This window comes from Serratia sp. PGPR-27 (assembly GCF_022678525.1).
GTDB classification, from domain to species: Bacteria; Pseudomonadota; Gammaproteobacteria; order Enterobacterales; family Enterobacteriaceae; genus Serratia; species Serratia nematodiphila.
The window spans coordinates 36,964-49,644 of sequence record NZ_JALBYS010000016.1; the positions used below are offsets into that span (position 1 = coordinate 36,964).

A 12,681-nucleotide genomic window follows, 5' to 3' on the forward strand; every position below is an offset into this window, starting at 1 on the left:
GGTATCCGCGTTATCTGGCCCAGTCCGGCTTGTTGAGGATATGATCCTGCCAGTCCACCACTTCACTCTCGCGCACCGCAATATGCCGCACCGTGATGCGCTCGCCGTGCATCGCCGCTTTGGAGCCGCTGATCAGCGGGTGCCAGGGAAACAGCGGCTTGCCTTCGCCAATAAGGCGATAGGCGCAGGTCGGCGGCAGCCAATCGAAGGTAGTGAGGTTCTCGCGCGTCAGTTTAATGCAGTCTTCTTCCAGCTCGAAGCGCCGCTCATAGTTACGGCATTGGCAGGATTTGATGTTGAGCTGGTTGCAGGCTACGTTGGTAAAATAAATCTCGTCGGTATCTTCGTCGATCAGCTTATTCAAACAGCATTGCCCGCACCCGTCGCACAGCGATTCCCACTCTTGTTCTGACATTTCCGCCAGCGTTTTCTGTTGCCAAAAAGCGAGTTGTGACATGTTAGCGTCCGGTTTCGGTAAATGGATAAGTCACCTGCGCGCAGGTTCGAGGGGGGACTATATAGACATTTTAGCCACAAGATGCAAGCTTTGCCGCCGACGATGTCGGCGGCAAGGAGAAATCAGATCACCCGGGTGCTGAGCATTTTGCCGTTCAGGCTGATTTTCAGCATGTCGCCGGAAGCCATCGGCCCCACGCCCTGCGGCGTGCCGGTCAGGATGATGTCACCGGCGCGCAGCGTGAAGAAGCGGCTCATGTAGCTGATAAGCGGCAGGATTGGCGTGATCATGTCGCGCGTATTGCCCTGCTGGCGCAATTGATCGTTGACGGTCAACGACAGCTCGGCGTTTTGCGGATCGCCGAATTCCGCCACCGGGATAAATCCCGACATCGGGCAGGAACCGTCGAAGGCCTTGGCCTTTTCCCACGGCTGACCGGCCTTTTTAAAGCCCGCTTGCAGATCGCGCAGCGTCAGATCGAGCGCCACACCGTAACCGGCGATCGCCCGCGCAACGCGATCTTCGTTGGCCTGTTTCAACGGCGTGCCGATCAATACCGCCAGCTCCACCTCATGATGCACCGCACCGAACTCTTTGGGGATGGCCACCGGCTGGCGAATATCACACAACGCCGTTTCCGGTTTGATAAACACCACCGGTTCGACGGACACCGCGCTGCCCATTTCTTTGATGTGATCGGCGTAGTTGCTGCCGACGCAGACCACCTTGTTCACCGGGAAATCGAGCAACGAACCCTGCCAGTCTCTATGTTGATACATACCGCTTCTCCCAAACTGTAGAGGCTTGGCGCGCCAAGCCGATTATTGGTGTGCCGGATCAATGCCCGATCGCGTCTGCCATCATACCCACGGCGAGAGCGAAATAGTAAGAGCGATTCCAGTGCATGAGGGTGCGGAAATTATCATAGACCAGGAACGTCCGCCCCTGCAGATCATCCGGCGCGATAATCCAACCGCGCTGCACGGCATGCGGCAACGCACTGCCATCCGCGCGGCGCACGCCGCGTTTCTGCCAGTCGTTGACGCTGCGCGCCTGCGCGTCTTTCAGGCCCAGTTCGGCCGGGTTGAAACCGGCGGGCAATTTGACCTCGCGCCCCCAACCGATGCCGGGCTGCCAACCCTCTTTGGACAAATAGCTGGCTGTAGACGCGAAAACGTCGTCAATGTTATTCCAGATATCGATGCGCCCGTCGCCGTCGCCATCCGCCGCATAGCGCAAGAAGGAGCTCGGCATAAACTGGCATTGCCCCATCGCGCCGGCCCAGGAGCCTTTCAGCGGCGTATCGCCGACATGCCCCTGCTCAACTATCTGCAGCGCCGCCATCAGTTCCTGGCTGAAAAAAGCTTCACGGCGCCCTTCAAACGCCAAGGTCGCCAGCGCAGACACCACGTCTTCCCGCCCCTGAATCTTGCCGTAGGCGCTCTCCATCCCCCACAGCGCGATGATATAACGCCCTGGCACCCGATAGCGCTCGCTGGCCCGCGACCATTGCGCATGGCGCAGCCGATACAGTTCGCGCCCCTGGCGCACCTTGGCGGGCGACATCACCCGCCGTAGATAGTCGTCCAGGGTTACCTTCTGCTCCGGCTGATTGCGATCGGCCTTGATCACCCGATCGACGAAATGGATTTGCGCAAACGCGCGATCAAGGGTGGCCTGACTGATGCCCTGTTCCCGCGCCCGGCGCTTAAGTTGATCGACATACGCCGGGAACTGCGCCGGATCGCGGCCGCTCGCCGCCAGCGTCGTCTCCTGCGCCGCCTGCGATGCGCCGGGCATCAGCACCCCGCCCAGCGCCAACCAGGCGGCCAATACGGTCTTTCTCGCCGAACGTGTCATCGCGCCTCCCCTGGCCGTGGCGACTGTCTCAGGCCTTATCGCCCGCCAGATGCTGATTGAGCAGGTTTTCAACCGGCGGCGGGAACTGCAGATAATAGCCTTCGTCTTTCAACGCCTGCTTCACCTTTTCGATATCCGCCGAGGCCAATTTTTTGCGCTCATCGAGCGACAGCATCATGGCGAATTGCGGCACGCCGAAACTTTTCATCAGCTCTTCCGGCACACGAGAGAAATCGTCTTTTTTTTCGACATAAAGATAAGTTTGATCGCGTTTCGGGCTTCTATAGATCACACAAAGCATTTTTTTAACTCTATTTAATTGAGGGAGCGTCTTGCCTGGATATAACTCTGACTATAACATGCTTATAGTACATCGGAATATCGCACCCCGAGTGGTATTCCGGGGATTTAAAGTTGCTGAGACTGAGTCAGGATAGATGTCACAATCGCCAATTGAGCTAAAAGGCAGCAGTTTTACCCTATCGGTTGTTCATTTGCATAATTCGCAGCCCGAGGTAATACGCCAGGCGTTACAGGAAAAAGTTGAGCAAGCGCCCGCTTTTCTGAAAAACGCCCCTGTTGTTATCAACGTCGCAACGCTGGAAGGCGATGCGAACTGGAAAGAACTTCAACAGGCTGTCGCGGCAGCAGGTCTGCGCGTTGTGGGTATCAGCGGTTGCAGAGATGAGCGTCAAAAGCGCGCGATAGCCCGCGCCGGGCTGCCGCTGCTGAGCGAAGGCAAAGGCCAGAAAATGGCGGCGCCGGAGCCTGCACCAGCGCCCGTGGTGGCGGATAACGCCCCCGCCAAAACGCGCATCATCAGTACGCCTGTCCGCTCCGGCCAACAGATTTACGCCCGCAACAGCGATCTTATCGTGACCAGCAGCGTCAGCGCCGGCGCCGAATTGATTGCCGACGGCAATATTCATGTCTACGGCATGATGCGCGGTCGCGCACTGGCAGGCGCGTCAGGCGACACGCAATGTCAGATTTTTTGCACCCACCTGGCGGCTGAGCTAGTCTCTATCGCAGGGCAGTACTGGTTGAGCGACCAAATCCCGTCCGATTACGTCGGGCAGGCCGTACGACTCAGCCTGTTGGATAACGCTTTAACCATACAACCTTTAAATTAAGCCCTTTTGACAAGGAATCCATTTCATGGCACGCATTATTGTTGTTACATCGGGTAAAGGGGGCGTTGGCAAGACCACTTCGAGCGCGGCCATCGCTACCGGCCTGGCCCAAAAAGGCAAGAAAACCGTCGTGATCGATTTCGATATCGGTCTGCGTAATCTTGACCTGATCATGGGCTGCGAACGTCGGGTAGTTTATGATTTCGTGAACGTGATTCAGGGCGATGCCACGCTGAATCAGGCGTTGATCAAAGACAAACGCACTGAAAACCTCTATATCCTGCCGGCTTCGCAGACACGCGACAAAGACGCGTTAACCCGTGAAGGCGTTGAAAAAGTCCTCAACGATCTCGGCGAGATGGATTTTGACTTCGTGGTCTGCGACTCACCGGCCGGTATCGAAACCGGTGCGCTGATGGCGCTGTATTTCGCCGACGAAGCTATCATCACCACCAACCCGGAAGTGTCTTCGGTACGCGACTCCGACCGTATCCTGGGCATTCTCTCTTCCAAATCACGCCGCGCTGAGAAAGGCGAATCGCCTATCAAGGAACACCTGCTGCTGACCCGTTACAACCCGGGCCGCGTCAGCCGTGGCGACATGCTGAGCATGGAAGACGTGCTGGAAATCCTGCGCATTCCGCTGGTGGGCGTAATCCCGGAAGACCAGTCCGTACTGCGCGCTTCCAACCAGGGTGAGCCTGTCATTCTGGATGCCGAGTCAGACGCCGGTAAGGCGTATGACGATACCGTTTGCCGCTTGTTGGGGGAAGAACGCCCATTCCGCTTCATTGAAGAAGAGAAGAAGGGTTTCCTGAAACGCCTTTTTGGGGGATAAACCATGGCCTTATTAGACTTCTTTCTGTCCCGCAAAAAACAGACAGCCAATATAGCCAAGGAACGGCTGCAGATTATCGTCGCTGAGCGTCGCCGCGGGGACAGTGAGCCCCCGTATCTGCCTGATTTGAAACGCGATATTCTGGCGGTTATTTGCAAATACATTCAGATCGATCCTGAAATGCTGCACGTGCAGTTCGAGCAGAAAGGGGACGATATTTCGGTACTTGAACTTAACGTGACATTGCCGGAATCGGAAGAAGCAGCTAAATGATTGCGACGCATTAATTACCCCCTGTATATTTTATGCAGGGGGTAACTGTATGTGCATCCAGTTATTAAGCATTATCGGCAGCAAAAAATCGATTTTTCCCTTTGGGATAATTCCCAATTAACTTTGCCGCCACCTCGTTTAAAGTAAATTCTGGCCAGATTTACCTTCAACGCATTATTTCCTGCCTATATTCACCCGAGCAGAGTTTCCCTACCCTGCCCTGGTGATAATCAGCGATTAATAATCTTTCAGGATGTCCTGCAACGGCGCCATTAATAAATCGCCGCGCCAGCCGCTGATTAATTCAGGGCGACTTTCGCCGTCCTTCAGTTTCCAATGCCAGTTCAACAATTGGTTAATTTGGCGACGGGATGCCAGCAGCTCGCTGCTCAACCCGCTTTGCTCGCTGACGGCAGCGATCGCCGCCTTGATGTCTTTGAACACCTTCTTGTAGCCCGGCTGATCGATAAGGTTGGCCAACGGCGCCGGCAACTCGGACTCGTCCAGCGCTTCGGCCTCCGCCACCAGCGCCAGCAGCGTTTTACCGTGATAACGGATCTCCGGCCCGCTCAGACCCAGCGAATCCAGTTCTCCCAGCGAAGACGGCATATAGCGCGCCACCTGCCACAGGTTCTCCTCACGCACCACAAAGTTCACCGCCAGATCGCGCTCACGCGCCTGGCGCAGCCGCCATTCCGCCAACTTCTGCAGACAACCGAGCTGACGCGGGCGCAGCTGCCAGGCGTTGCTGATTTCGCGGTAGGCCAATGCCGGCGCCAGCGTCTCGCTACGGCGCTGGCACAGCAGCAGGCACTCGTTATTGGCCGCCGCGGTCCAACCGGCCTCTTCGGTCTCCTGCACCAACTGTTTAGCCATCGGCAGCAGATAGAACACGTCGGCGGCCGCATACACGCACTGTCTTTCAGTCAGCGGGCGCGCCAGCCAGTCGGTGCGCGACTCGCTCTTGTCCAGCTCAACCTTCATGTACTCCGCCACCAGCGTCGCGAAGCCACAGGAGAGCGGCCGGCCGGTAAAGGCCGCCAGGATCTGGGTATCGACCATCGGCGTCGGCAGCGTTTTAAAGGCGTTGAGAAACACTTCGAGATCTTCACTGCCGGCATGCAGGAACTTCACCACGGCGGTGTCGGCCAGCAGGTCGACAAACGGCTGCCATTGCTTGATCGGCAGAGGATCGATAAGGGAGAGTTGTTCACCGTCGTAGAGCTGGATCAGGCCCAGCTGCGGATAGTAGGTGCGCGTTCTGACAAACTCGGTGTCCAGCGCAATCTGGGCATGCTTTCTCGCCTGCTCGCAGACCTGCTGCAATCCGGCATCGGTAGTGATCAACTGATAATTCAAAACATCATTCTCTTGTAGGATTCAAACACAACAACGCCGGCATTCACCGGCGTTGTTGATAGTCAGGCGCGAGAGCGACACCTAGGCGGCATCGGCCGGCTTCGGCGTTTTTAGCTCATCGCGCAGTTCTCGCCGCAAAATCTTGCCGACGTTAGACTTCGGCAGTTCATCGCGGAACTCAACAATTTTAGGCACTTTATACCCGGTCAGGTGCCGACGGCAATGGGTCAGCAGCTCTTCCTTGGTCAGCGAGGCGTCTTTCTTCACCACGCAGATCTTCACCGTTTCGCCGGAGACCTCGCTCGGCACACCGATCGCCGCACATTCCAGCACTTTCGGATGCTGGCTGACCACGTCCTCGATCTCGTTCGGGTAAACGTTGAAACCGGAGACCAGGATCATGTCTTTCTTGCGGTCGACGATGCGCACGAACCCCTGCTCGTCTACGGTCACCACATCGCCGGTCGCCAACCAGCCATCTTTCAGCACTTCGTCGGTGGCGTCCGGGCGCTGCCAATAGCCTAACATAACTTGCGGCCCTTTGACCCACAGTTCGCCCGGTTCGCCCGGCGGTACATCGTGGCCATTGTCGTCCACCAACCGAATGTCCGTCGACGGCACCGGCAGGCCGATGCTGCCGCTGTAGTGTTTCAGATCGTAAGGGTTACCGGCCACCAGCGGCGCGCACTCCGTCAGGCCATAGCCTTCCAGCAGGTGTTTACCGGTAGTTTTTTCCCACTTCTCGGCCACCGCTTTTTGCACCGACATGCCGCCGCCGACCGAGAAACGCAGCGTAGAGAAATCGAGCTTGTGGAACTCTTCATTGTTCAGCAACGCATTGAACAAGGTATTCACCCCGCTCATGGCGGTGAACGGGTATTTACCCAACTCCTTCACCAGCCCCGGAATATCGCGCGGGTTGGTGATCAGCAAATTGCGCCCGCCCAGATCGATAAACAGCAGGCAGTTCACCGTCAGCGCGAAAATGTGATACAGCGGCAACGCCGTCACCACCAGTTCCTGCCCTTCGCGGAACAGCGGCGAATAGGCGGCCTTGGCCTGCTCGAGGTTGGCCTGCATGTTGCGGTGCGTCAGCATCGCGCCCTTCGCCACCCCGGTGGTGCCGCCCGTATATTGCAGGAAGGCCAGATCGGCATTAATGATGTCCGGTTTTACATACTGCAGGCGGCGGCCGCGCTGCAGCGCGCTGCGGAATGAAATGGCGTCCGGCAGGTTGTATTTCGGCACCAGACGCTTGACGTACTTGACCACGAAGTTGACCAGCGTACCTTTGGCGGCCGACAGCTGATCGCCCATGCGCGTCAGGATCACGTGCTTAACCTGAGTGTTGAACACCACTTTTTCCAGCGTATGGGCGAAGTTGGACACGATGACGATGGCGCTGGCGCCGCTGTCGTTCAACTGGTGCTCCAGCTCACGCGGGGTATACAGCGGGTTGACGTTGACCACCACCATGCCGGCGCGCAGAATGCCGAACAGGGCGATGGGGTATTGCAACAGGTTAGGCATCATCAGTGCGACGCGGTCGCCCTTCTTCAGGCCCAGTTCATTTTGCAGGTAAGCCGCGAAAGCCCGGCTGCGTTCTTCCAGTTTGCGGAAGGTCATCACCTCGCCCATATTGATAAAGGCGGGCTGATCGGCATAGCGCTGCACGGCATGCTCAAACATTTCGATCAACGACGAATAGCGATCGGCATCAATCTCTGCGGGCACATCTGCCGGATACCGTTTTAACCAGACCTTATCCAAGGTATTACTCCTGAAATCATTACTAATTATCATCGCAGCCCTCAAACTCGCAGCCTAACCATAACAATATTTTAACTCAGCAGACCAGTTCGGGTTTTAAACATTATTCAGGTTGCGATGTACGTCACTAATTGTCGGATATTCCTTATCCCAAAAAACAAAAGGGCGGCCTGAGCCGCCCTGTCAAATGTGTTCACATCAAGCGTATGCTACTCGGTTACGATGGTTTGCACCTGTGCCGGGCCAGGGTTGTACCAGCCATAGCCTGCGCCCCAACCGGGTCCCCACGGACCTCCGCGCCAGCCCCAAGGGCCCATCGGCGCCGGCGGCATCACCACCTGCTGCACCAGATGCCAGCGCTTGAAACCGGTCACGTTCATCGTTACGAAGCGATATGGCGTCATGCCGATCCGCCCCTCTTTCAGGCCGGTGATAGGGCCGACGACGGTCACCAGTTGGCCTTTGAAATCGACCGGTTCGAGGAAGCCGTTCACCGTGGCCAGCAAGCGGCCGTTCGACGGTTCACCCAGTATCGGCCGCGCACCGCTGTCGAGCGGCACCGCCGCAATCTCCAGCACCGTGCGCCCTTGTTCGTTGGCGACGTTTACCACGGTGCCGCCGAAACGGGCTTCCGCGCCGGTAAACAGGTTGGGTGCATTTTGTACCGAGGACAGCTGAGTCACCGGCGTAGGGCTGGAGCCTTTGATCGCATCCGGTACGGTGACGCACCCGGATAAAACCAGCGCGCCGCAGGCGACGGCCAGCAGCGACAGCTTTTTACTTGCAGTGCGGATTAACATGGTCGCAATCTCCTGAAATGGCTGTAACTTTGACCGCGTTTCATCGTTCAAGTTGCAACCCCTCATCGCCCGGCATCAACATCAGCACAATAACGCCGCGATTACTCGCGGCCCGGCAGTTTTTTCCAGGTGACTTCATTGCGCAGATAGGTCGGCTCGGCGTTTTCCACCGCTACCGCCAGCCCTTCTTGCCAGGCCTGCAGCGCCAGCGGCAGCATGTCTTCCGCCTGCGGCAACAGCATTTGGCCGTCACGTACGCTCAACGCGGAACCCTTGACCAAGTCGGGATAGGTTTGCCACCCGGTGCCAACATGGGCCCATTCGCCCTGCAGGCGCTGCGCACGCTCCAGCGCCTGCGCCGGCGACAGCACGGCCTCGCTTTCGCTTTCCAACCAGCGGCCGTCCGCCTGGCGTTCGAACTGCCCCCAGTAGACCTCGCCCATGCGCGCATCGATCGCCGCCAGCACACGCCCCGCGCCGCTGACGCGCCAGGCGCCCTGCGCCATGGTTTGCAGCGTGGAAACGCCGATCATCGGCAGATCGGCGCCCAGCGCCAGGCCTTGAGCGATGCCGATACCGATGCGCACCCCGGTAAAGCTGCCGGGGCCACGGCCGAAGGCCAGCGCATCGAGCTGATTGAGCGCCAGACCGGATTCCGCCAGCACCTGCTGCACCATAGGTAAAATTCGTTGCGTATGCTCGCGTGGGCACAGCTCAAACAGGGCGTGGATTTCGCCTTGATTCCAGACGGCGACGGAACAGGCTTCCGTCGCGGTATCGATCGCTAAAATTCGCGTGGACATGCCAACCTCTGGCGGGAATAAAACTGGGTTTTTCATACAGGGCGCGCATTGTAGCACAGCCCCGTAAGCCCTTCATCTTTCACGTGGCCGACGTGTCGGCGGCCTGCAGGAAGGCGATTGCCTGCTTCAGATCGCGGGTGCGCGGCGTGGGCGGCAGGCTATTGAGGAACACCTCGCCGTAAGGGCGCATCACCAGACGGTTATCGCAAATCACCAGCACGCCGCGATCGTCGGTGTCGCGGATCAAACGGCCGACGCCCTGTTTCAGGGTGATGACCGCATCCGGCAACTGCACATCATTGAACGGATCGCCGCCACGCAGGCGGCAATCTTCAATGCGCGCCTTCAGCAACGGATCGTCCGGTGACGTGAACGGCAGTTTATCGATGATGACGCAGGACAGCGCATCGCCGCGCACGTCCACCCCTTCCCAGAAGCTGCTGGTCGCCACCAGCAGCGCGTTACCGGCGGCGACGAACTGCGCCAACAGCTGGCCTTTACTGGTTTCCCCTTGCAACAGCACCGGCAGCGTCATCGTGGCGCGAAACTCTTCCGCCAGCTCGCGCATCATCTGGTGCGAGGTGCACAAGAAGAAGCAGCGGCCGTTGTTGGCTTCGATTAATGGCCGCAGCATGCGCGCCAGCTGGCGCGCCCCGCCGGGCTGATTCGGCGAAGGCAAAAAGCGCGGCACGCACAGCAACGCCTGTTTGGCATAGTCGAACGGGCTCGGCAGCAGCAGCGTTTTGGCCTTGGTCAGCCCCAGCCGTTCGGTGAAGTGACCCAGCTGATCGTTGACCGACAGCGTGGCCGAGGTAAAGATCCAGCTGCCCGGCTTCTCGTCCAGCATTTCGCGGAAACGATCGGCCACCGTCAACGGCGTCAGCGCCAGCACGAAGTGGCGCGAATTGCACTCATACCAATAGCTGTAGCCCGGCTCCGTCACCGCCTTGAGGCGTTTGAGGCGCGCGCGGTACAGCGTGGCGCGCTCAAAGGCGGCGTCCAGCAGCGCCGAACGCCCCAGCGACAGTTTCATGACGTCGTAACACAGCTCCAGCGCGTCATCGAGCAGCAACAAAGCGCGCTGCACGTTCGGCTCCCCGAGCACGTCACGCAGATTGCCGCGAAAACCCGGCTCTCCCAGATTAAGGCGAAAATCTTGCGTGCTCAGGCTGAGACGATCGGCGCTTTTTTGCAGTTGGGCGGCATCGCGCACCTCGGTGCGGTAGGCGATGGTGATGTCCTTCGCCAGATCCAACAATTGGCGGCTGGTGAGCTGCTGGCCAAAATACTGGCTGGCGATGTCGGGGATTTGGTGCGCCTCATCGAAAATCATCACCTCGGCTTCCGGGATCAGCTCGGCGAAACCGCCCTCTTTCACCACCATATCCGCCAGGAACAGGTGATGGTTCACCACCACCACATCCGCATCCATCGCGCGGCGGCGCGCTTTGACCACGAAGCAATCCTGATACAGCGGGCAATCGCTGCCGAGACAGTTGTCATTGGTGCTGGTCACCAATGGCCAGACGAAGCTGTCTTCCGCCACTTCGCTGCAGGTGCTGATGTCGCCTTCTTTGGTCTGCGACGACCACTTGCGCAGCTGCACCAAATCGATCAGCGTCTGCCCCGCCAGCTCCCCGCCGGCCATCGACTGCTGCTCAAGACGCTCCAGACACAGGTAGTTGGAGCGCCCCTTCAGCAGCGCCAGCTTGCCTTTGTACTTCAGCGCCTTGGCGACGGTGGGCAGATCGCGCGCATACAGCTGATCCTGCAACGCTTTCGAACCGGTCGAGATGATCACTTTGCGATCGGCGCGCAGCGCCGGCGCCAGATAAGCGAAGGTTTTGCCGGTGCCGGTGCCGGCTTCCACCACCAGTTCCTGCTTGAAATTGATCGCTTCGGTGACGGCCTGCGCCATCTGCCGCTGCGGCTCACGCGGTTTGAATCCCTTGATAGCCTGCGCCAATGCGCCGTCTGTTGCAAAATCGTCTGTCACGCTGTCTCTCTGCCGGTGTCATTCAGCGGTGATTATGCCAAGCCTGCCGCCCGGCTACCACCCACTTTATCGCCGCGCTTTTTCATCACCGGCTGTGCTACCCTTAGCGGGACTATGATATGGAGATAAGCAAATGAATATCGAAAGAATTGATCCCGATCAGCGCTGGTCCGAAGCCGTGGTGCACAACGAGACCGTTTACTATACCAGCGTGCCGGAGAACCTGGATGATGACGCGACCGCGCAGACCGCCAACGCCCTTGCAGCCATCGACGTGCTGCTGGCGCGCGTAGGCTCGGATAAAAGCCGCATTTTGGACGCCACCATCTTCCTGGCCAATACCGCCGACTTCGCCGCGATGAACGCCGCCTGGGACGCCTGGGTGGTTGCCGGCAGCGCGCCGGTACGCTGCACCGTGCAGGCGCAGCTGATGAATCCGAAATATAAAGTGGAAATCAAAATCATCGCCGCGCTGTAAGCCTGAGCGCAGACGAAAAAAAACCGCAGACGGCAACGCCTGCGGTTTTTTATTGCCCGCTATCAGGACAGTTTAAGGATCACCATCCCCGCCAGCAACAGCGCCAGGCCGATCCAGCCTTTGGCGTTCAACCGCTGGCCGAACATGATCCAGCCCGCAGCGATAGTGGCGGCGATACCGAAACCGCCCCACAACGCATAAGCGATCGACAGATCGATGCCCTTCACCGCCTGCGCCAGGGCGCTGAACGCGCCGAGCACCGACAGCAGCGACAACAGCCCCAGCCAAATTTTACGGAAGCCGTCTGACATCTTCAGGAAGATGTTGGCGATGATTTCCAGCACGATGGCCAGCCCCAGGAACCCAATGTGGTACAACTCAAACTGTTGCATGGTTGTCACCTCGCGGGCTGACCTGTTTTCGCTCTTTGCGGGTGCCGGATTTCACCAGCATGATGCCGGCGATCAGCGTAGCCAGACCCAGCACCTTCAGCGCCGAGATCGGCTCGTCGAACCACAGCACGCTGAACAGGGTGATGAACAGAATGCCGATGCCTTCCCACAGCGCATAAGCCACGCCCAACGCCACGCGTTTTACCGCTACTGACAACAACACATAAGACGCGGTGATCATCACGTACATCACGATATGCCCAATCATGCCGCCATTGACGCTGGCGTATTTCATCGACAAGGTGCCGATGATTTCGGTCATGATGGCCAAACCTAAAAAGATCCAATAAATCATAATTTTTCTCCCAAACGGCGAATAACGCGCGCCAAGGCATATTTATCCCGATTTATCTCGTCGAACGGCCGCAGTACGGCGCGCAAGACGCAGAGATCCCTGGGGATAAACTGACCCAAACGCAAAAAGAATGTTTGCCCGGCTGAACGGTAGAACGAAGGCCTAAG

15 protein-coding genes are annotated in these 12,681 nt (G+C 58.3%); 4 read left to right on the forward strand and 11 right to left on the reverse strand.

The window, feature by feature from the left end; genetic code table 11:
• Nucleotides 1-10: 10 nt before the first annotated feature.
• From MMS95_RS10855 to MMS95_RS10870, 4 genes are all read right to left on the reverse strand, one after another.
• Nucleotides 11-457 (reverse strand): YcgN family cysteine cluster protein, encoded by a 447-nt coding sequence (locus MMS95_RS10855; protein ID WP_004932284.1) that lies wholly within the window; start codon nt 455-457, stop codon nt 11-13.
• 122 nt (nt 458-579) lie between these two features.
• The gene (locus tag MMS95_RS10860) at nt 580-1,236 is read right to left on the reverse strand and encodes a fumarylacetoacetate hydrolase family protein (protein WP_033634830.1); all 657 of its coding nucleotides are present in this window, start codon (nt 1,234-1,236) and stop codon (nt 580-582) included.
• A gap of 58 nt (nt 1,237-1,294) precedes the next feature.
• Nucleotides 1,295-2,257 (reverse strand): lytic murein transglycosylase, encoded by a 963-nt coding sequence (locus MMS95_RS10865; RefSeq protein ID WP_242141675.1) that lies wholly within the window; start codon nt 2,255-2,257, stop codon nt 1,295-1,297.
• An 88-nt stretch (nt 2,258-2,345) separates the two neighbouring features.
• Entirely contained in the window at nt 2,346-2,618 is a 273-nt protein-coding gene (locus MMS95_RS10870; protein WP_004932294.1) for a YcgL domain-containing protein, read from the reverse strand.
• Between the two features lie 136 nt (nt 2,619-2,754).
• On the opposite strand from MMS95_RS10870, the gene minC reads away from it, so the two are divergent.
• From minC to minE, 3 genes are read left to right on the forward strand one after another with little or no spacing between them, the layout of a single operon-like run.
• The gene (gene minC / locus MMS95_RS10875; protein ID WP_004932297.1) at nt 2,755-3,450 is read left to right on the forward strand and encodes a septum site-determining protein MinC; all 696 of its coding nucleotides are present in this window, start codon (nt 2,755-2,757) and stop codon (nt 3,448-3,450) included.
• A 25-nt stretch (nt 3,451-3,475) separates the two neighbouring features.
• Entirely contained in the window at nt 3,476-4,288 is an 813-nt protein-coding gene (gene minD / locus MMS95_RS10880; RefSeq protein WP_004932300.1) for a septum site-determining protein MinD, read from the forward strand.
• 3 nt (nt 4,289-4,291) lie between these two features.
• Nucleotides 4,292-4,561, forward strand: a complete 270-nt coding sequence (gene minE / locus MMS95_RS10885) for a cell division topological specificity factor MinE (protein WP_004932303.1) — start codon at nt 4,292-4,294, stop codon at nt 4,559-4,561.
• Between the two features lie 237 nt (nt 4,562-4,798).
• Here the strand turns inward: minE and rnd are convergent, their stop codons facing one another.
• The 5 genes from rnd to MMS95_RS10910 form a co-directional block, all read right to left on the reverse strand.
• On the reverse strand, nt 4,799-5,920 hold the full coding sequence (rnd, locus tag MMS95_RS10890) for a ribonuclease D (protein WP_048323835.1): 1,122 nt from the start codon (nt 5,918-5,920) through the stop codon (nt 4,799-4,801).
• An 81-nt stretch (nt 5,921-6,001) separates the two neighbouring features.
• Nucleotides 6,002-7,690: a long-chain-fatty-acid--CoA ligase FadD gene (fadD, locus tag MMS95_RS10895; RefSeq protein ID WP_242141660.1), complete on the reverse strand. Its 1,689-nt coding sequence runs from the start codon at nt 7,688-7,690 to the stop codon at nt 6,002-6,004.
• A gap of 209 nt (nt 7,691-7,899) precedes the next feature.
• On the reverse strand, nt 7,900-8,490 hold the full coding sequence (locus MMS95_RS10900; protein WP_049277274.1) for a Slp family lipoprotein: 591 nt from the start codon (nt 8,488-8,490) through the stop codon (nt 7,900-7,902).
• A gap of 101 nt (nt 8,491-8,591) precedes the next feature.
• Nucleotides 8,592-9,293 (reverse strand): tRNA (adenosine(37)-N6)-threonylcarbamoyltransferase complex dimerization subunit type 1 TsaB, encoded by a 702-nt coding sequence (gene tsaB / locus MMS95_RS10905; RefSeq protein WP_049277275.1) that lies wholly within the window; start codon nt 9,291-9,293, stop codon nt 8,592-8,594.
• A gap of 79 nt (nt 9,294-9,372) precedes the next feature.
• Nucleotides 9,373-11,289, reverse strand: a complete 1,917-nt coding sequence (locus tag MMS95_RS10910) for an ATP-dependent DNA helicase (RefSeq protein ID WP_004932318.1) — start codon at nt 11,287-11,289, stop codon at nt 9,373-9,375.
• 133 nt (nt 11,290-11,422) lie between these two features.
• Between MMS95_RS10910 and MMS95_RS10915 the strand changes: the two genes are divergently transcribed.
• Nucleotides 11,423-11,767, forward strand: coding sequence for a RidA family protein (locus MMS95_RS10915; RefSeq protein ID WP_015378124.1), 345 nt, complete (start codon nt 11,423-11,425; stop codon nt 11,765-11,767).
• A gap of 62 nt (nt 11,768-11,829) precedes the next feature.
• On the opposite strand, the gene mdtI is transcribed toward MMS95_RS10915, so the two are convergent.
• Complete coding sequence (gene mdtI / locus MMS95_RS10920) at nt 11,830-12,159, reverse strand: multidrug/spermidine efflux SMR transporter subunit MdtI (protein ID WP_004932324.1); 330 nt, start codon at nt 12,157-12,159, stop codon at nt 11,830-11,832.
• Nucleotides 12,146-12,514 carry a multidrug/spermidine efflux SMR transporter subunit MdtJ gene (mdtJ, locus tag MMS95_RS10925; RefSeq protein ID WP_004932327.1) on the reverse strand — a complete coding sequence of 123 codons (369 nt, stop codon included), beginning with the start codon at nt 12,512-12,514 and terminating at the stop codon, nt 12,146-12,148. Before mdtJ ends, mdtI begins: the two co-directional genes overlap by 14 nt.
• Nucleotides 12,515-12,681 lie beyond the last annotated feature (167 nt).

Excerpts from the sequence above, each read along its gene's own strand:
- MMS95_RS10855 (WP_004932284.1), bottom strand. The coding sequence starts at position 457 with ATGTCACAACTCGCTTTTTGGCAACAGAAAACGCTGGCGGAAATGTCA.
- MMS95_RS10860 (WP_033634830.1), bottom strand. The coding sequence starts at position 1,236 with ATGTATCAACATAGAGACTGGCAGGGTTCGTTGCTCGATTTCCCGGTG.
- MMS95_RS10865 (WP_242141675.1), bottom strand. The coding sequence starts at position 2,257 with ATGCCCGGCGCATCGCAGGCGGCGCAGGAGACGACGCTGGCGGCGAGC.
- MMS95_RS10870 (WP_004932294.1), bottom strand. The coding sequence starts at position 2,618 with ATGCTTTGTGTGATCTATAGAAGCCCGAAACGCGATCAAACTTATCTT.
- minC (WP_004932297.1), top strand. The coding sequence starts at position 2,755 with ATGTCACAATCGCCAATTGAGCTAAAAGGCAGCAGTTTTACCCTATCG.
- minD (WP_004932300.1), top strand. The coding sequence starts at position 3,476 with ATGGCACGCATTATTGTTGTTACATCGGGTAAAGGGGGCGTTGGCAAG.
- minE (WP_004932303.1), top strand. The coding sequence starts at position 4,292 with ATGGCCTTATTAGACTTCTTTCTGTCCCGCAAAAAACAGACAGCCAAT.
- MMS95_RS10900 (WP_049277274.1), bottom strand. The coding sequence starts at position 8,490 with ATGTTAATCCGCACTGCAAGTAAAAAGCTGTCGCTGCTGGCCGTCGCC.
- tsaB (WP_049277275.1), bottom strand. The coding sequence starts at position 9,293 with ATGTCCACGCGAATTTTAGCGATCGATACCGCGACGGAAGCCTGTTCC.
- MMS95_RS10915 (WP_015378124.1), top strand. The coding sequence starts at position 11,423 with ATGAATATCGAAAGAATTGATCCCGATCAGCGCTGGTCCGAAGCCGTG.
- mdtI (WP_004932324.1), bottom strand. The coding sequence starts at position 12,159 with ATGCAACAGTTTGAGTTGTACCACATTGGGTTCCTGGGGCTGGCCATC.
- mdtJ (WP_004932327.1), bottom strand. The coding sequence starts at position 12,514 with ATGATTTATTGGATCTTTTTAGGTTTGGCCATCATGACCGAAATCATC.